Here is a 16,731-nt window from a genome sequence, read left to right as displayed (position 1 = left end):
TACGGGGCTTATCTTCAAGGCGACCTTCTCTATCCGCAATCATCCATAATCCCGCGAACGCTAGGATCTCTAGTTTATCACCAAACCAATGCTGCGTAATCGCTCTGGCTAACGCAATACGAACCAAACTGGTCAGTTCCGTTACCTCTTCTTGTTGTGCCGCATGCTCTGCTAAGGTTTCAATGATGGTGCGCATATCACGTATCGGCACCTGCTCACTTAATAAATTTTGTAATACTTTATGAAACAGCGTTAAATTGATCACATCAGGCATTAGATCCTGCGTCAGTTTCGGTAACTCTTTACTGATCCGTTCATAAAGCTGCTGCGCTTCCTGGCGACCAAATAATTCACTAACAAAGCGATTTAACAAATGATTAAAATGCGTCGCGATTACAGTACTAGCTGCAACCACCGTATAACCTTGCACTTGCGCCTGTTCACGTAATCCTTTATCGATCCAAATAGCCGGTAAACCAAAAGCAGGCTCTTGGGTAGCATCACCGATCAATTCCCCGATAGCACCACCTGGATTAATTGCCAACCAACGCACTGGATAGGATCCCCCCCCCGACCAATTTCTACCCCTTTCATTAAAATACGATAGACTTCCGGTTTAAGCGCCATATTATCGCGAATATGTAACACCGGCGATAAATAACCTATCTCTTTGGCAAATTTTTTGCGGATGCCGCCAATTCGATTAAGTAGCTCGCCATTTTGTCCCTGATCAACCAACGGGATCAAACGGTAACCAACCTCCATACCCAATGGATCTTCAGGCTGAACATCATCCCAACTAACCTCTACCGCCTGGTAACGCTGTTCAAACTTTTGTTGTTGCTCAACATCAATTACCGGTTTGGCCGAGCGTTTCATCAATTTCCAACCAATAAAACCTAATACCAAAGTAAAGAGCAAAAAAACAATATTTGGCATACCATCTAACACAAAGCGGGCGCCTACCTCTGCTATTCGACCGGCACCTTTGGTGATCACCATAAAGTTAATCAGAATCAGGATAATAAAAACCACAATGCCAATCGCAAAATTACCACCCACCAGAAAATGACGAAAGGATTCAACAACCTTACCTGCCGCCGCCGATCCGGTATGTCCCTCTAACAAAATAACTCGGGTTGAAGCCACATTGAGTGATAGCCGTAATAAAGTGGAAAACAGCAAGATTGTTGGAAATGCCGCAAATTCAAGGGTGCGCTTGGTAAACATGACCACTAATAATACCATAATCGAGAGGGCGATATTGAAAGTGAACAACATATCTAATAAAAAAGGCGGCAATGACAATACCATCATGGACAAAATTAATAAGATCAATATTGGTCCGGCTAAAATTTGCCATTGAGTATCTTTTAAGTCTTTAGGTAAACGCAATCGTGAGGCTAAGTTAGAAGTTAGCCATGAGTATTATTATCTCCTGCAAAATCCAGTCCCTGAGGTACTGATACATTGGTTGGTTTCTTTGGTTTCAATCCGCCTTCTCGCTGCCAACGTCTGAGCTGATACACCCAGGCCAACACCTCTACTACCGCGGCATAAAGTGTTGCCGGAATATGACCACTGACTTTGCTATGGCGATAAAGCGCTCTTGCCAAGAGGTGGTGCCTCCAGCACTGGAATACGATTTTCTTCACCCAGTTGCTTAATATTTAATGCAATTAATCCAGCCCCTTTGGTCAATACTTTAGGTGCTTGCATGTTTTGATTGTCGTACTGTAAGGCAATTACATAGTGAGTCGGGTTAGCAATAATAACATCTGCCTTTGGCACATCAGCCATCATTCTACGGCGGGAAATCTCTCGCTGTTGCTGACGAATACGTGCTTTAATGTGTGGATCGCCCTCTTTCTGTTTGAATTCATCCTTGATTTCTTGGCCAGTCATTCTGAGTTTTTTCAAATGGCTGAGCAACTGATAAATAAGATCAAAGCCGATTAGTCGAATAAGCATAAAAATGGCAATATAAGCAGCAAATATCATTAATTGTGTCGCCTGAGTTAATGCCAGATAACGCGGTTCGGTGACTAAATGAAAAAAGTGAGTAAAATTGACCCACACAAAAAGGCTGATACCAACAGAAACTAATATAACTTTCAATAATGCTTTAAACAGTTCCGCCAATGCATTGATTGAAAATATGCGTTTCAATCCAGAGATTGGGTTTAATTTTTCAAGTCAAATTTAATCGACTTAAAATTAATATGTATACAACCAAAAAACTAGGCGCTGCAAAAGCGATTAATACCAATCCGGCTATAATCGGCAATAATGCGTTGAGGCCGATTTTAATCGTCAAACACTAATTTAGGCAATAGGTGACTATTGTATAAAATATATTTATTAAAATAGAAAGTCTGTGAAAAAAGTGTATGGAGCTTTTGATAACAATAATGGCCACAAACCCAGAATAGCGAAACACCGGCAATTAACATGAAAAAAAACTTAATTCACGGGAACGAACAACCTGGCCATCTTCCTTTGCTTTTTCCTTTTTTCGGGCAGTAGGTTCTTCGGTTTTTTCTAAATCACTCTCTTGTGACACTCCCTTTTACTCCGTTAATTTTCTTTTGACAAAGGAAAGGCGCTAAGCTTGCCATAATAAAATCAACTTAAAAAGAAGATAACAGAGAAAGAATAGTTATTATTTTCGCTATTAGCTCAGATGGAAAAATTATAATAAGATAAACATAGTTAATATTTCTTCACTATGTAAAATCATTAAGCTATGGCTAATATCCATTGATATTAATTTGCTGATATAACAATGAATGATCGTTTTATCTATTTTGCTTTTTTCAGTGTGTAAAAATTACAATCATGAGGAAAATGTATAACTTGACTAAAACTATTAATATTTCACATCTTTATAAAATGAATCTATACTTTATAAACTAGATAAATATTATTTGGTTAGGGATTATTATGAGAAAATTACTATTAATTTGTAGCATGGGTTTATTCACATTTATCATCACTGCTTGTTCAGAAGAAGAAAAAAAAATCGACTATATCGGTGCAACCGATACCTGTAAAGCTTATTTCTCTGAAGTTGATTCCTTAGTTACTAAGGCTTCTGAAAACCCACAAACCAAAGCACAACTTGATTCTATAAAAAATCAACTTGAAGATGGTAAAAAACAGATCATTGCCCTGCCTAAAGATCAGCAAGATAAAGCTTGCCGACAAGGCATCGATGCGATGAAGCAGATAAAGCAGTCGTTAAATATGAAGTAAATAATACTCGAACATTATTTTAGAAGAGATACATTGCTTATTTTATTTTGAATAATCTTGTATCTCTTTTATTTTTGTTGGCTATTCTAAATCATCAATAACCATAAATGCCCGCGGACTATCTACCGCAAGTCTACCAGCCAGTTTCTAAACTTAACGCTATAAGATTCAGCTTTTTTATGTTACCTACTTGCTTATACTTCATTCTTATGTTTTACGCCATTTATTGAATAATCTGTTCAATTTTCTGCGCAAAAATCCCAGCAGCAAAATATTTCACCCCATATCTGCTGGCTTCGACTTTAGATACAACAATAATGTCTTCCATCCTATTAACCACAATATTCAGTGGGTAATAGGACGGATCACACTTTTTAATCATTTCTTGCACAAGATAAGGCGCTGCCGCACAACCAAAAACGCCCTTGTTCGGTTGTTGAGCCAGAATTTGTCATATAACTTTGCGTATTGACACTATTTAATCTAAAAAACTATCTAATCAGATTTTCAACAAAGATAGTTCTATTGTTATAACTGACAAAAGCCAGATTTTGCAGCATAAATTTTAACAAAAAGTGAATAACCACAACGAATAATGACCTTATGAAATATTAAAAACAACAATATTTGTGCCATCTCATTCAAAACGTTCTTCTGCTTTATGAAAATATTTGATAAAACTCGTCTAAATAGTTATTTATTTTTTCGTTGAGGTAACATTATCTACCATTGTCGGTAGATAACGTTACTGATGGTACTAAAGCAATTACGAATTCTTCAATTGACTGCTTTTTTCTCTACTCTCTTTTGTAAGCTGTGGCCGCTGATTTTCATGAATAATTGCGGCTTCACGCTCTTTGTTTAACACCAAGATACTAATTCGACGATTAGCGGCTGCCGCTGAATTGGTTTCTAATGGTACCGTTGAGGCCATGCCTACCACACGGATGATTTTATATTCTTTCAAACCACCACTAATTAATGTCCGGCATGAAGAATTTGCCCTATCTGCCGATAATTCCCAGTTACTATAACCATAACCATAACCATAACCATAACCATAACCATAACCGCCCTTAGCATATGGGGTACTATCAGTATGGCCAGCAAGACTAATTTTATTCGGATAATCATTTAATACCGGTGCTAAAATATGGAGAATGTTTCGCATGTTTTTGTCAATTACCGCACTGTCGATGCCAAACATAGGCCGACTTTCACCATCAATAATTTGTATCTGTAACCCGTCCTCCATCAAATCTATTAATAAATTAGATTTTACATCCTGCAAACGAGGATCATTCATAATTAATTGTTCCAGATCCTGTTGTAATTTTTTAAACCTTTCTGGTTCACTGTCTGGTAGCTGAATAGTCTGTTCTACTGCTGTATCACCGTCTTGATAAATAATTTCTTGGCCACCACCAGGTATAGGGTTAGTAACATCACTACTATTAGTGCCTTCATTTAATGAAGTTTTCAGTGGCGTACGAAAATAATCGGCAATACGAGTCAGTTCCTGAGGACTAGATATGGATAAAATCCACATGACTAAAAAGAAAACCATCATAGAGGTCAATAAAATCTGCATAAGCAATTTTCCACGAGTCAGTGCGATGATAACCTATTTTTCTACGCCGTTTTTTCTTGATGATGATAGTAGATTTTGCTGTTTTCATAATCAATAATCTTTAACATCAACAGAATTGGTACCGATCTGATTTTTCATACTACGCACATGATCCTCTAATTCGTAAAAAGAGGGCCCATCATTCAAAAACAGCGTCTTACGACCAAACTCTACCGCAATTCGTGGGGCATAACCATTAAGGGAGGACAGTAAAGTGACTTTAATACATTCCATCATCTTAATTTGTTGATGGCTCTTTTGGCGCACCAAATTTGCTAATGGTGAAATAAAACCATACGCCAGTTAAATACCCAGGAAAGTTCCTACCATCGCATTACCGATTAATATTCCCATCTCGCCGGCAGGTCTATCAGCGGAAGCAAGGGCATGCACCACCCCCATCACCGCGGCAACTATACCAAAAGCAGGTAATAAATCACCTAACATACTTAAACTAACCGCAGGGATTTCAACCTCTTGTTCAAAAGTGGCAATTTCTTCATCCATCAATGCTTCAATTTCATGTGCATTCATATTGCCAGTAATCATTAATCGCATATAGTCAGTTAAAAAGCTCATTAAATGCGGATCATTTAATAATTTAGGATATTGAAAAAAAATGTCACTTTGATGTGGATTTTCAATATCTCTCTCCAACGATAAAACACCTTCTTGGCGCGATTTTGTTAGTAGTAAAAATTGTAGCGCCATTAGATCCATGTAAATTATTTTATTATATCGCGAACTTGTTAGTAATTTTGGTAATACGTTCAATGTTGTTTTAATCGCTTTGCCATTATTCGCTACAATAAAACCACCTAAACCAGCCCCTAAAATAATCAAAAACTCAGCCGGTTGATAAAGAGCAGACAAATGCCCCCCAACAAGTAAATAACCAGCTAATACTGCTCCAATAACCACAAGATAGCCTAAGAATACAAGCACTTCATATTCCCTTTATTGATTGATGAACTAGAGATCCCTATTCAAAGCTAACATACTGGCCTATAAGAGAGTTATGGTAAACCTAAACCATAATTCTCTATTTTATAAGTCCAGTTGCTCCACTACTGAATTTTCCCCAATACTTGCGGATGAATATCGGCAAATTGACAAGAATGTTTACGTTTTTTGATTGCTCTTGAAGGTGGTTGGCATAAACTACAAGCAAAAATGTTCACTGGTTGGTGTGCATGGGTAATAAAAGTTCCACCACAACAGCGACAAGTTGATGGTTGCAACATGCCACTATCAACAAATCGAACTAGCGTCCATGCCCTTGTCAAAGCAAGTATAGGTGGTTTACTAGGTTCAGTGCCGCATTGTTCTAGATACAAACGATAAGCCCGTACGACAGCATTTATTCCCCTATAATGACCACTGGTTAATAAAAAGCGATAAGCATTATAAAACATAGAAGAATGAATATTTTGTTCCCAAGTCATAAACCAATCGGTTGAGAATGGCAACATACCTTTAGGTGGTGGATTACCCGGTAATTCCTTATATAACTTAATTAATCGTCCTCGGCTGAGTTGAGTTTCACTTTCCAACATTTGAAGACGTGCACTAAATTAATTAAATCTATAGCCAAATGGATATCTTTTGCTTCTTGAACAATACTTTTACTCGTCATAATTATGCTCTTCTTTTTATCGATTTATCATTTTCCGATAATTGTTGGAACAAATGAGTTGATAATAAAATTCCGGTGTGAATTTGTTGTAGATTATCAACACGAGATTCTTTAGTTAATTGTTCAATCGTTTCGCTATTGTTAAATCTAAAATTACATATTAATTGATTAGTTTCAGCTAACTTAACTAACTGTGGTAATGTCAAACTAATCAATGAATCTGCCGTTTCCTCGGTGATACCCAGTCGAAACATAGCGGAAGCTTTTTCTTCCTTAATAAGACGTTGTGCAAGTAATAAATAAGAAAGATTAATATCGTAAATTTGCTTCAATGAATCTGCTGTGTTCATATTTTTATACTCATTTATTCTATTTAGTTAAATTTGCTGGTGTTTTGCTATAAGAGTACTTACCATTAATGACATCTAATGGGTTAAATTACTTTTATTCGGCCGCTAAAAATTGCTCTATAAATCTATCTTAAAAACCAAAGTCTTATGGTCATAACTTACTTCAATATTTGTAAATTGAATAAAAATTCACACTTAATAACGAGAATAAGCTGCATCTTTATAGCTGATTCTTACGATTATTCAGTTGTACTTAGGCTATTTAAATTTAACGTTATGTTATATCAAAAATAGCCGGCTTTTGTTATTAAACTCAATATTAATTTTTTTTATTAATTTATCTACTCAGAAAAATAGAATAATAACTAAGGTTATTTTATTAATGTAATCAATTAATAAATATTAAAATAACCATTAATTAGCAATACTTGAAATAATAAATGCAACATAACAACAAGCAGATTATAATGCTAAAAAATCAGAAAAAAACAATACTCATGCAAATGGAAAAAACAAAAATACGACATTTATCATTGTAAACTATTTTTTATAAATTTTATTTACGTCGAGAATGAATAATAATTCTCTTACTTATGAATATCAGTGACTCATATTGAATTTAAAAATAATTTATATAATTCAATATATTATATAAGTAAAAATCTAATTTAATAAAATTTTTAGGCCAAAAATAACATTGAAGATATTTGCATATAAAAAATTACTTATTTTACGATAAAAAATATATCATTCTTGATATAAAAATGTTTTATAAAATAAAGATATTCTTAATAGAGATGTTTTTATTTAAAATTTAGAATATATAATACAAATAATAAAAGAAATATTTTTAAAAATATAATATAAAAATAGTAATTTTTTAGTAAATAATACCTGGTCTTATAGGCTTATAAAGCATATTTAGTTATAAATTATTTATTAAAACAATTATCAATTTAATCAGCTTTAAAAACCCTTTACCCATGGCAAAGATACTCAGTGCAGAAATAATAATTCACTAGGTTAGGAAGATGTTAATTTATATTTAATCTATCTCTTTTGGTATCACATAAATACCTGCACCTGCCGTATTCTCATTAAAAAACCAAATACCAGTAGGATATTCAGGCAACTCAATTAAATACATTATTCCCTCATTAAAAGGCTCTATTAATCGAATAATACCTTCTCGCATCTGCTCGCCATCAGTCTTTACTAAAACGCTATCATTGATTTTCATCGGTTATGCCAAAAAATTGAATGTTGTACCAAAAAATTTTACTACAAAATAATAAAGAAGCCTGCCGCTTGCACGACAGGCTTCAAGAAATCCATTTATTTAACTAATCTTAAAGAGCAGTTACATTCGCTGCAGCTGGGCCTTTCGAACCATCTTCAATAGTAAATTCTACATTTTGCCCTTCAGCCAGGGTTTTGAATCCATTTCCTTGAATGGCAGAGAAGTGAACGAATACATCTTTGCTACCATCAGAAGGAGTGATGAAACCAAAGCCTTTAGATTCGTTAAACCACTTCACTTGACCCTTCATTTTGTCAGACATGTGCCTTTTCCTATATAACTAATAAACATTGCCGCTTTCGGCAGGTATACAAAAGCCTACATCACTATTTAATTCATGGAAGCACTCAGCAAGAAACGGTCGAAAGGCTATCAAGGATAACGCTACTCATAACACATTAACTTAAATGTCGTAAATAAAATATATTTGTTTATTAGGCTTCCTCCCATTAACGCACGAGTAGTTAATAATATCAATAGTTTTATGCTTTTGTTTAAGAAAAAAATCGAATTTTTTCAAGAATATTCTTCGTTAACCCAATAAATTAATAAAAAAAACAAAATGATCTAAATAAATTCATAAATATAAATTTTTTTTCTGTTTGGGGCGATTTCTAATCAATAGAAATTTTGTTTAAAATAAGAGAAAAAAGGTATGTCGATAACCCAAGCAATTTAATATGCTAGTCTCAGGGTTTAGATTCATCTATAAATCTAATCAATTAAGGTAAATATCATGGATATGATAAAAGTAATCCTGAATGAAAATCTCTGCCAAATAAATAAACAGCAAAACCGTAATAATCGGCCTTATCTAAATTGGCAGTTTATTACTGCGCATCCATACCTATGTATAGGAATGGTCATGACTTACTTGCTAACAGCGATTCTAATCTATCATACCTCGTACTTTGGTTTGTACTGGACAATCGGTTTTATACAATTTTTTCTTTTGCCCGCAGCTGCATTACTGTTTGATATCCAACCAACATACCGCTTTAAGGATATTGGGATACTAGATTTACGTGTATGTTACAATGGTCAATGGTTTGTTACTGAAAAAATATCAGATACTGCAATTAACAAAATACTTGCTGAGCCAACTATCAACAATGCAATCAAAACCGAGTTAAAACGTCTTATCAAGCAAAAAAACAAAATAACATTTTATGATATATATCTACTTGCATACCCACCTAATTCAATAAAAAATCGCTCATAATTCATATAAAAGTCATATAATATCAGATAAATAGTTTGTTTTTGATGCAATGTGATTACAGTATAAACAAACAGTAAAAATATTATATTTTTAACGTTGACAGTGGTGCAGGACATCGTTAGTATGCAGCCAGCTTTTTTAGCTAGCTTAATTCCTCCATAGTGTAGTCGGTAGAACGGCAGACTATTAATCCGTATGTCACTGGTTCGGGCCCAGTTGGAGGAGCCAAATACTTAAAGCCCGCAATCTTGCGGGGTTTTACTTTTTAGTTAACATACCATAATTATACGCCGCCAAAATTTACTTGTTTTTCATCCAATTCTTTTAGCTAATACAAAATACGCCACTCAATTTGGTTAATTTTTTAAACTTCTACAATATAAGCTAACAAATAAAAACATAAAGCTTAAATATCAATTACTTAAAAATATATAGCTCATTTAATATACGCATTTACACGTAAAAACAAGCGATTTCACTCACTATAAATCAATTACTTACGGCTTATAGTGAGTTCTAATTTTAAAAAACCACTTACACTCAACCAACAACTAATAGTTAACAACTTCCTCCAACGTTGGTAATATGATGCCCGTTGGATTGGACTGTTTTTTTGCGGTGAATAATGCTTAATGGAAATCTAAGCGACCAAAAAGCGGTTAATGCCAGACAAAAAAGATAGTGAAGTATGGATGGCAAGGCTAGCAAACGGCACAGGCGACGCTTGGCGATTTCCAGACGGTGAAATAGTGCTTGGCTTTTTTGAGGCTGAGAAAAAAGCAAAAGAGGTGGGCGCGATGCTTGAAGAACGGAAGAAATCCCGGTTTAGTCCGAGTCATTGAAATATGCCCCTGAGCAAGTAGGGGCGCGTTTTAAACTAAAGCTGGATTGAAAAATGAGTAAAAAATTCACCCCAACACCACACGATGCTGTGTTTAAACAGTTTTTAAGCGAGAAAGAGACGGCTAAAGACTTCTTTGATATCTGGCTACCGGATGAGATTAAGACGCTGTGTGATTTAGATAGCCTCAAAGTGAAGTCAGGCTCATTTGTCGATAGTGAAATGAAAAACTACCAGAGTGATATTCTCTATTCTGTCAACACCCAACAAGGGCAGGGTTATGTCTATCTGCTGATTGAGCACCAATCCACGCCGGATAAACTGATGGCATGGAGACTTATGCGTTATTGTATGGCTGCTATGCAAAAGCATTTAGAGGCTGGACACAAAGAGTTGCCGCTGGTTTTTCCTATCCTGTTCTATTGTGGTGAGAAAAGTCCGCATTCGTATAGTACTGACTGGCTGGATTGCTTTAATGGCAGAGATATTGCCGAAAAAATCTACACCAAACCGTTTAAGCGGGTTGATGTCACCACCTTAGATGACGGTGAGATTATGCAGCATAAACGAATGGCGTTATTGGAGCTCATCCAAAAACACATTCGACGACGGGATATGACGGAGCTTATGAATGAAATTGTCACGCTGTTGTCGTATAATTATTATACCGATAATCAGGTTATCACTATGTTTAACTATCTCATTCAGGAAGGCAACTCGAAAAAACCAATGGAATTTATCACTGAGATAGCCAAACAATCAGAGAAACACGAAGGAGCACTTATGACTATTGCTCAACAAATTGAAGAAATTGGAATTAAAAAAGGTATTCAGCAAGGTTTACAGAAAGGATTACAAAGAGGTATTCAACAAGGGAAAATTGAGGGCATCCAAGAGGGTATGCAACAAGGGAAACTTGAAGGTATTCAAGAGGGGGAAAAACAGGCTTCCATGAAAATAGCGCGCCAAATGCTAGAAAGTGGTATGGACAGGCAATCTGTGATGAAATTTACGGGTTTGACTGATGCCGAATTGACTGCTCCCTGCCCTAAAGGACGAGGATTCCCACTTCACAGAGACGAACCTAAGCCACAGTAAGCGATTTAGGATTTATAGTCTCTCCATGGGCTAACACTGCTAGACCAGCAGCTTTTATATTTTTGGCGGCGTTAACATCGCGATCATGGTCAGCTCCACATTCAGGGCAGTGCCACGACCTAACATTTAACGTCAATTTAGGTAGCGTATATCCGCAACAGTGACAGCGTTTTGACGAAGGGAAAAATTGATCTATGGCAACTACAGAACGCCCTGACCATTCCGCCTTGTACTGTAACTGGCGTACAAATTCACCCCAGCTTGCGTCTGCTATCGCTTTAGATAGTTTAGGCATCATTGATGACAAAACGCCTGAAATTACCGTTCAATCGCCTCCAACGCTGCTAATAGGATGCCCCTTGAATGGGGCAGTTTGTTTACGCCGGTTTTTTCGGCCAGTCAATATCTGGCGCGGTGGTGGTATCAATATCATTCAGTTTCACGCTGTACATTTCCCAGGCCCGTAGCGCGGTTTTTTCACTATTGGTCGCCATCCCTAAACGTACTTTACGGTCAAGCAAGGTGATTTTTGATTCCGCTTCGTCGATTAACTGGTGTTTTGTTTGATTTGCGGTGTTGATTTGGTCCGCTTTCATCGCCTGAGTATCCGTTACCCATTTTTTGCCATCCCATTTATCGAATTGTGTTGAGGGCACTAATAAAGTGAAGCCGGTTTTTATCTCGCCGGGGTAATCAACGGTATAGGAAGCACGATTGAAGGTATTGTATACCGTCTTGCCGCGGTGGTCTGGCACGTATCGCCACTGGGTGCCGTCAGCACTGCGAACAACAGCAATGTCGTCATTATCGGGAAGCTCTGGCGCATCGATATACGAATATTGGCTGACACTAACCCCTTTGTACACTAATTCCATTGTCGCGCCAAAATATTCATACGGCGGTTCATGACTCGACATATAGGTTTTTATCCAGCCTCGGTTTTTAGCGAAACCGTTTTCATCGATTTCCGCTTTGGGTATTTCTGTACTGTATTTCACTATGCAGCCCTCACTATGTATAAAAATGCGATATTTCGTGGTCGGTTTTCGTGTGCGGTGGGGACAACACGAGAAGGATCAAAAGACGTGATGGCACCCCAATCATCATTCTCCCCGCCAGCGACTCTTGCGCTGAAAGTCTTGTCTACGCTAAAGGCGCCGTCCTCGGCAACAGGAGGCCAATTCCACCCGCGGCGCACATAGCCAATACGTCCGGTGATATTGCGTATAGCGTCCCCTTGATTGCTTAGTACTTTTCTATCTGGGTCAGCGTGTCCGTCTAAATCCAGACCTCGAATAAATTCACCGCACAAATTCGGCAATATCCCAGAAGGATAGGCTTGAGCTAACTGGGGATAGTCGACTGTCGTGAACGTCTGACCTCGGCACACAAAGTACCCATCCGGTGCGGTGGCGTGTGGCCAAGGAATCGGCGCGCCAACCGGATAATTGTTAATCGCGTCAACATCCGCGGTTAATGCCAGTGTGCCATTCGCGTTGTATGGAATATCGATTATTCCTTTTCCATAGGCAAAAAACGCACTATTAGGAGAAGTTTGAAGCGCGCACACAACACCATCTTTTCTTTCTATCATCAGGCCGGAGTAGTCTTTGCCACTTTTGATAACGATATTGCCGGTTCTGAGTACTTCCTGTGAATTTTTCTTGGCATAGTTGTCGTCACAGGCTTTTTGGCTTAGCACTCTATTGGTGGCGTTACCTGTTTGCTGCACGATATTTGCGGCAAAAATAGCGTCTTTTATTGACTGCCACTGGGTGGTATCGGTTAAGGGATTTCCGGCGTTGTTTTCGGTCTTTGATAGATAGATATTGCCGTCAGACAGACACACTGCGCCTTTGTTGTAAGTTTGCTTCTCAGCATATTCAGCAATACCGTTCTGGTAGAGGTGGGTTACAAGAGAACTGATTGTGAATCCCACCGCATTAAAATCCTGCATGGTGGGCAATTCTGAAACAGGCACAATTCCCCAGCCACGCGCAAAATCGGCATTGATATTTTTCTCAAGATTGTCGGTGATTTCTTTTGAACCAATACGGCCTTCGTTCTCGTTTTGCTTCCACCTGCAAACGGTTGAATATCAATGTTGGGTCTTTTAATCTTCAATGTTATGTTCCTATGTTAAAAAGGTTTTCTTGGCAAAATAGCCAAGTCTTGCTTCGGGATCCGCGTCAAAACGGCTGTACCACGAAATGGCATTTTTATGCCCCTTAAATCCAAACGTGCCTTTGGGTTCCTGAGTTACAGAACGCCAATTTCCGACGCCTCGCGGACGTGGGAGTAAGTCAAGCCTTAAGATGAATTCCAGCCATTCCCTGTCTGCTCTGGGCGTAATGACGATAGTGACGACTCGATGTTCTGGCGGTCAATCAGATAGCCCTCCCCCGCAATCACAAAACGCACCGCCTGCTGGAGTGACGACAGGCTGACATCGCCTGTTTGCGTGGCGGTAGCGAGGGCGGTGTTTTTGATGATTTTGAGCTTAATCAGGCTGCCATATTGCTTATCGGGCAATTTCAGTGGCAAAAAATCCTGGGCAAATTTGGATCCGAAAGCCACCTTGTTTTTTCCCGCTCTTTTCGACCAAACGGCAACGCTTTACCGTGATTTTTAAAGCCAAAAAAGCCTTCGCAAGCTCGCCACTCGGCCTGGAGCGCACTGATACCTGACCCAAGAACCGATAATATCCAGCGGGTCACCTTGGGCTTTTTCAAGATCGAAGGCTTCCCGAAAGGCATCAACGGTATCAAAACAATCCGCGAACACATTAAAAAGGGCGGAGATTTCCGCCCTTGCCTTGGGTTTGGTGTAATACTGCTTAATCAGCAGTTTTTGATATTCGGCTTCGAGACTCACGTGACCACCTCATTAACGGTGATGTTGTCACTGACGATGTTGAATTTCTCGTCGACATCAGCTTTTAAAATAGCACTCGTCCACGTGTTACCGTCTTTTGAAATCGAAAGGTCTGAAACATAGTAAGAGCGTGCAATCCGGTTCAAAATACAGTAAAGCGCAGTCACCTTGATATTCCCGCCAATGCGATAAACGGACTTGACCAGTTCGTCTTTAATCTCCTGTATCGGCACAGGCTCGTTGGCTTTTTCACGCGTGGCGGTCAGTTTAATCTTGATTTCCATGATTTTCGGTCGGTCAAATCGGTACTCATGCACCACCTCAAAAACCGTGCCGTCCGCTCTGGCTATCTTGTCGGTGTATTCGCCTTTGATCGTTCCTTTAAGGCCCGTTCCGCCTGTTTTGTTGCGGGCGATGCAATCAACAATTGCTTGATTTTCACCCCCTTCAACAATTACCCAAATCGAATGCGGCGGAAGTATTCAACGCGTCAGTCTCATTGCGTGGCGTTTTCTGTACACTCACTGCATCGGTCACGCCTTTAACCAGATCTAAACGGGCAGCAATGCCGCCTATCGTGCTTTGACTGGCATTTTCAAAGGTTTTTAACCGTCTGCGACGTAACTCACTATCACTTTCGTTTTCCTTGCGTAACAGCCCGTTGATTCTGGCTGGTAATAATCAAGGTGGAGACCTTCGGCTTGTTCCGGCTTTAAGTTCTGATAGAGCTTTTGCACCAGTACCAGACATTCGTGGGCAATCCGGCTATAAATCGCAATGCGCTGCCCGTCAGGGGCGTCTTGTGAAACATTGATGTCACTGCCGTAAATTGTCTTAAACTCGGCAACTCCAAGGTTTCAATCAGTTCGGGTAATGTCGCAATCGTGATACCGTTTTCATCGAGCTTGATATTCACTGGCTGACCTCCTGATCGAGGTTGTGTGTTCGGTTAAAGACATCGGTATAATCCAACTGAACGTGTGCGGTGAAGTCCTGGAACGGTGATGTTGAGCTTATCGATGCGCACAACGCCATTTGTCCCTAATGCCACCTTGTAGATTTCACGGCGCAACGTTTCGCCCGTACCACGACTGCCAAGCAGTTGCAGCCAGTCCAGACCAAACTCAACATCTAGCCACCAATCGGCTTTGAAACACTGGCAAACGCGTTTCGATAATATCTGGTGGATCGCTTCGCTATCAATCAGGTAATCATCAAGCGAATGCCCAAATCGCCAATCGTTGTGCTCGGTTAACTGTGCTGTTTTCACGAAAATCACCTTCGGGTTAATTGGGTTTTCCGGTGCTGCCATTGCCTGTTTCTACGCCTCCGTGCGTATGATTGCCTGACATCGATATTGCCTACCGTTAACGATTGTTGGCAGCGATAACGCCTTTCACAACATCAAGATTGCCGTTAATTGTGACGTTGAGATCTACGTGAATATTGTGTGTAAAAACGTGGTCACCTGCGGTTGTCGCCACCTTCGGTATCGCAAAGGCCCCGTCATGATTGCACAGCCCCAAAAGGGCGCACGAATCGCTATAATCATGCAACCGATTCTCTGCTCCTCGCACGTTGTCGTTGCCGGTGCATATTGACCAATTATCGATAGACAACTATCAAAGGTGAGCAAAATGCAGTAATCGCCCACGGCGACCGGATAGGCGGTGTAGCTGCCGCCCCCTTGTGACGAAGAGACAGGGACATTAGGAAAAAACCGGGAAATTCGATTGCGTGAATTTCATCATTAATCACTACGTTCTTTAACGTGACAGGCTGGCAATCGACGGTGGTTTGGTTCACCTTAACCACCCTAGCAATCAAGGCACAGCCCATCTCAGATTTGATATGATTGGCAATGGTTTTCATCAGTTCGATATTCACGCCTTACTCTCCTTCACCACCACGTAGTTTTTTTCCTGCTGGCATTTGCACGTCATCGCCCAACTCGCGGTGTCACTTTCACTGCGTAGTCAATCGCGCAAATGCGATAAACGCCGTTAAGATGTGGAAACCTTGCTGTCTATCGCTACCTGATAACCAATTGACACATTGGGATTAAAGGACGCTTTTAAAGGCCAGCACGTTTTTGCTTCGTCCAGCGTGGGCGTTTCCATCAATCCGTGATGATCATCAATTCCGCTTTCCCGTTTTGCACCTCGTTTCGTCTCAAAATATGAAGCTGTCCGTTGTCAATATAGAGTTGCTCCTTTTCGTCTTTGAGCTTGCGTAATTCATCAAACGAAAAGCCCGTCAGGATTTTGGGGCGACTTAACGGCAATTGCGCGGTCACTTTGCCTTTTTTCACGCCTGTCATGGTACTCACAGCAGCATCGACCGCCTCAGACTTTGAGGTTACGGCTTTGCTAATCGTTGCCGTGCGAAAAGCAAAACCGCCGTCGGCAATTTCCAGCGTGGTGACTATCTCAGTGCCTTGCTTTGATCGTGTGACTTTAGTGACAGAGCCGGAAAACAGGAAGCTTCTAAACCCGTGGTCACATAACCTACCGCAAGTTGAGCGA

At 39.4% G+C, this 16,731-nt stretch carries 18 protein-coding genes, 1 tRNA gene and 6 pseudogenes; 5 read left to right on the top strand and 20 right to left on the bottom strand.

All coding sequences use genetic code 11. The features are described 5' to 3' along the window. Positions 1-64: 64 nt before the first annotated feature. Positions 65-1,395, bottom strand: a pseudogene (locus AC01GB_RS14555) (FHIPEP family type III secretion protein); the annotation flags it as partial. A gap of 20 nt (positions 1,396-1,415) precedes the next feature. Continuing rightward, positions 1,416-2,563 (bottom strand): annotated as a pseudogene (gene flhB / locus AC01GB_RS14550) (flagellar biosynthesis protein FlhB). 380 nt (positions 2,564-2,943) lie between these two features. On the opposite strand from flhB, the gene AC01GB_RS14545 reads away from it, so the two are divergent. Continuing rightward, positions 2,944-3,255 carry a DUF5339 domain-containing protein gene (locus tag AC01GB_RS14545; protein WP_474452474.1) on the top strand — a complete coding sequence of 104 codons (312 nt, stop codon included), beginning with the start codon at positions 2,944-2,946 and terminating at the stop codon, positions 3,253-3,255. A 766-nt stretch (positions 3,256-4,021) separates the two neighbouring features. Here AC01GB_RS14545 and AC01GB_RS14540 read toward each other — a convergent pair. The 7 genes and pseudogenes from AC01GB_RS14540 to cspE all read right to left on the bottom strand — a co-directional run bounded on the left by AC01GB_RS14540 (position 4,022) and on the right by cspE (position 8,433). Next, positions 4,022-4,804: an OmpA family protein gene (locus AC01GB_RS14540; RefSeq protein WP_474452473.1), complete on the bottom strand. Its 783-nt coding sequence runs from the start codon at positions 4,802-4,804 to the stop codon at positions 4,022-4,024. Beyond that, positions 4,782-4,934 carry a hypothetical protein gene (locus tag AC01GB_RS14535; RefSeq protein ID WP_474452472.1) on the bottom strand — a complete coding sequence of 51 codons (153 nt, stop codon included), beginning with the start codon at positions 4,932-4,934 and terminating at the stop codon, positions 4,782-4,784. Before AC01GB_RS14535 ends, AC01GB_RS14540 begins: the two co-directional genes overlap by 23 nt. Before the next feature lie 2 nt (positions 4,935-4,936). Then, positions 4,937-5,830: pseudogene (motA, locus tag AC01GB_RS14530) on the bottom strand (flagellar motor stator protein MotA). Between the two features lie 122 nt (positions 5,831-5,952). Then, positions 5,953-6,527, bottom strand: a pseudogene (gene flhC / locus AC01GB_RS14525) (flagellar transcriptional regulator FlhC). Then, on the bottom strand, positions 6,524-6,871 hold the full coding sequence (gene flhD, locus AC01GB_RS14520; protein WP_474452471.1) for a flagellar transcriptional regulator FlhD: 348 nt from the start codon (positions 6,869-6,871) through the stop codon (positions 6,524-6,526). The pseudogene flhC and the gene flhD overlap by 4 nt, the downstream one beginning before the upstream one ends. Before the next feature lie 1,045 nt (positions 6,872-7,916). Beyond that, entirely contained in the window at positions 7,917-8,111 is a 195-nt protein-coding gene (dsrB, locus tag AC01GB_RS14515) for a protein DsrB (protein ID WP_474452469.1), read from the bottom strand. Between the two features lie 109 nt (positions 8,112-8,220). Continuing rightward, complete coding sequence (gene cspE, locus AC01GB_RS14510) at positions 8,221-8,433, bottom strand: transcription antiterminator/RNA stability regulator CspE (RefSeq protein ID WP_026823671.1); 213 nt, start codon at positions 8,431-8,433, stop codon at positions 8,221-8,223. Positions 8,434-8,907: 474 nt separating this feature from the next. Here cspE and AC01GB_RS14505 point away from each other — a divergent pair, with 474 nt between their 5' ends. From AC01GB_RS14505 to AC01GB_RS14490, 4 genes are all read left to right on the top strand, one after another. Continuing rightward, on the top strand, positions 8,908-9,393 hold the full coding sequence (locus tag AC01GB_RS14505) for a YlaC family protein (protein WP_474452467.1): 486 nt from the start codon (positions 8,908-8,910) through the stop codon (positions 9,391-9,393). Between the two features lie 152 nt (positions 9,394-9,545). Then, positions 9,546-9,621: transfer RNA gene (locus AC01GB_RS14500), tRNA-Asn, on the top strand. Positions 9,622-10,055: 434 nt separating this feature from the next. Beyond that, positions 10,056-10,235 (top strand): hypothetical protein, encoded by a 180-nt coding sequence (locus AC01GB_RS14495; RefSeq protein ID WP_474452465.1) that lies wholly within the window; start codon positions 10,056-10,058, stop codon positions 10,233-10,235. A 53-nt stretch (positions 10,236-10,288) separates the two neighbouring features. After that, positions 10,289-11,332 carry an Rpn family recombination-promoting nuclease/putative transposase gene (locus AC01GB_RS14490; RefSeq protein ID WP_474452463.1) on the top strand — a complete coding sequence of 348 codons (1,044 nt, stop codon included), beginning with the start codon at positions 10,289-10,291 and terminating at the stop codon, positions 11,330-11,332. Here AC01GB_RS14490 and AC01GB_RS14485 read toward each other — a convergent pair. From AC01GB_RS14485 to AC01GB_RS14435, 11 genes and pseudogenes are all read right to left on the bottom strand, one after another. Further along, positions 11,319-11,624 (bottom strand): annotated as a pseudogene (locus tag AC01GB_RS14485) (RNA-guided endonuclease TnpB family protein); the annotation flags it as partial. The gene AC01GB_RS14490 and the pseudogene AC01GB_RS14485 sit on opposite strands and share 14 nt — an antisense overlap. An 85-nt stretch (positions 11,625-11,709) precedes the next feature. After that, positions 11,710-12,330 carry a tail fiber assembly protein gene (locus tag AC01GB_RS14480; protein ID WP_474450041.1) on the bottom strand — a complete coding sequence of 207 codons (621 nt, stop codon included), beginning with the start codon at positions 12,328-12,330 and terminating at the stop codon, positions 11,710-11,712. Next, the gene (locus tag AC01GB_RS14475; RefSeq protein ID WP_474452462.1) at positions 12,330-13,313 is read right to left on the bottom strand and encodes a phage tail protein; all 984 of its coding nucleotides are present in this window, start codon (positions 13,311-13,313) and stop codon (positions 12,330-12,332) included. Before AC01GB_RS14475 ends, AC01GB_RS14480 begins: the two co-directional genes overlap by 1 nt. Before the next feature lie 329 nt (positions 13,314-13,642). Beyond that, the gene (locus tag AC01GB_RS14470) at positions 13,643-13,909 is read right to left on the bottom strand and encodes a hypothetical protein (protein WP_474452461.1); all 267 of its coding nucleotides are present in this window, start codon (positions 13,907-13,909) and stop codon (positions 13,643-13,645) included. Positions 13,910-13,960: 51 nt separating this feature from the next. Beyond that, on the bottom strand, positions 13,961-14,206 hold the full coding sequence (locus AC01GB_RS14465) for a baseplate wedge 1 family protein (RefSeq protein WP_474452460.1): 246 nt from the start codon (positions 14,204-14,206) through the stop codon (positions 13,961-13,963). Beyond that, positions 14,203-14,490, bottom strand: a complete 288-nt coding sequence (locus AC01GB_RS14460; RefSeq protein ID WP_474452459.1) for a hypothetical protein — start codon at positions 14,488-14,490, stop codon at positions 14,203-14,205. Before AC01GB_RS14460 ends, AC01GB_RS14465 begins: the two co-directional genes overlap by 4 nt. Positions 14,491-14,918: 428 nt before the next feature. After that, positions 14,919-15,122, bottom strand: coding sequence for a hypothetical protein (locus tag AC01GB_RS14455; RefSeq protein WP_474452458.1), 204 nt, complete (start codon positions 15,120-15,122; stop codon positions 14,919-14,921). Between the two features lie 33 nt (positions 15,123-15,155). After that, on the bottom strand, positions 15,156-15,476 hold the full coding sequence (locus tag AC01GB_RS14450; RefSeq protein WP_474452457.1) for a contractile injection system sheath initiator: 321 nt from the start codon (positions 15,474-15,476) through the stop codon (positions 15,156-15,158). Positions 15,477-15,492: 16 nt separating this feature from the next. Next, positions 15,493-15,558 (bottom strand): hypothetical protein, encoded by a 66-nt coding sequence (locus AC01GB_RS14445; RefSeq protein ID WP_474452901.1) that lies wholly within the window; start codon positions 15,556-15,558, stop codon positions 15,493-15,495. 253 nt (positions 15,559-15,811) lie between these two features. Further along, on the bottom strand, positions 15,812-16,093 hold the full coding sequence (locus tag AC01GB_RS14440; RefSeq protein ID WP_474452456.1) for a hypothetical protein: 282 nt from the start codon (positions 16,091-16,093) through the stop codon (positions 15,812-15,814). 232 nt (positions 16,094-16,325) lie between these two features. Beyond that, positions 16,326-16,731, bottom strand: a pseudogene (locus tag AC01GB_RS14435) (hypothetical protein); the annotation flags it as partial.

The organism is Candidatus Arsenophonus phytopathogenicus, assembly GCF_056113345.1.
This window is presented reverse-complemented; position numbering and strand designations above follow the sequence as displayed.

Bases quoted from the DNA above. Each gene is read 5' to 3' on its own strand.
- AC01GB_RS14545 (WP_474452474.1), top strand. From the start codon at position 2,944: ATGAGAAAATTACTATTAATTTGTAGCATGGGTTTATTCACATTTATC.
- AC01GB_RS14540 (WP_474452473.1), bottom strand. From the start codon at position 4,804: ATGTGGATTTTATCCATATCTAGTCCTCAGGAACTGACTCGTATTGCC.
- AC01GB_RS14535 (WP_474452472.1), bottom strand. From the start codon at position 4,934: ATGAAAACAGCAAAATCTACTATCATCATCAAGAAAAAACGGCGTAGA.
- flhD (WP_474452471.1), bottom strand. From the start codon at position 6,871: ATGAACACAGCAGATTCATTGAAGCAAATTTACGATATTAATCTTTCT.
- dsrB (WP_474452469.1), bottom strand. From the start codon at position 8,111: ATGAAAATCAATGATAGCGTTTTAGTAAAGACTGATGGCGAGCAGATG.
- cspE (WP_026823671.1), bottom strand. From the start codon at position 8,433: ATGTCTGACAAAATGAAGGGTCAAGTGAAGTGGTTTAACGAATCTAAA.
- AC01GB_RS14505 (WP_474452467.1), top strand. From the start codon at position 8,908: ATGGATATGATAAAAGTAATCCTGAATGAAAATCTCTGCCAAATAAAT.
- AC01GB_RS14495 (WP_474452465.1), top strand. From the start codon at position 10,056: ATGCCAGACAAAAAAGATAGTGAAGTATGGATGGCAAGGCTAGCAAAC.
- AC01GB_RS14490 (WP_474452463.1), top strand. From the start codon at position 10,289: ATGAGTAAAAAATTCACCCCAACACCACACGATGCTGTGTTTAAACAG.
- AC01GB_RS14460 (WP_474452459.1), bottom strand. From the start codon at position 14,490: ATGGAAATCAAGATTAAACTGACCGCCACGCGTGAAAAAGCCAACGAG.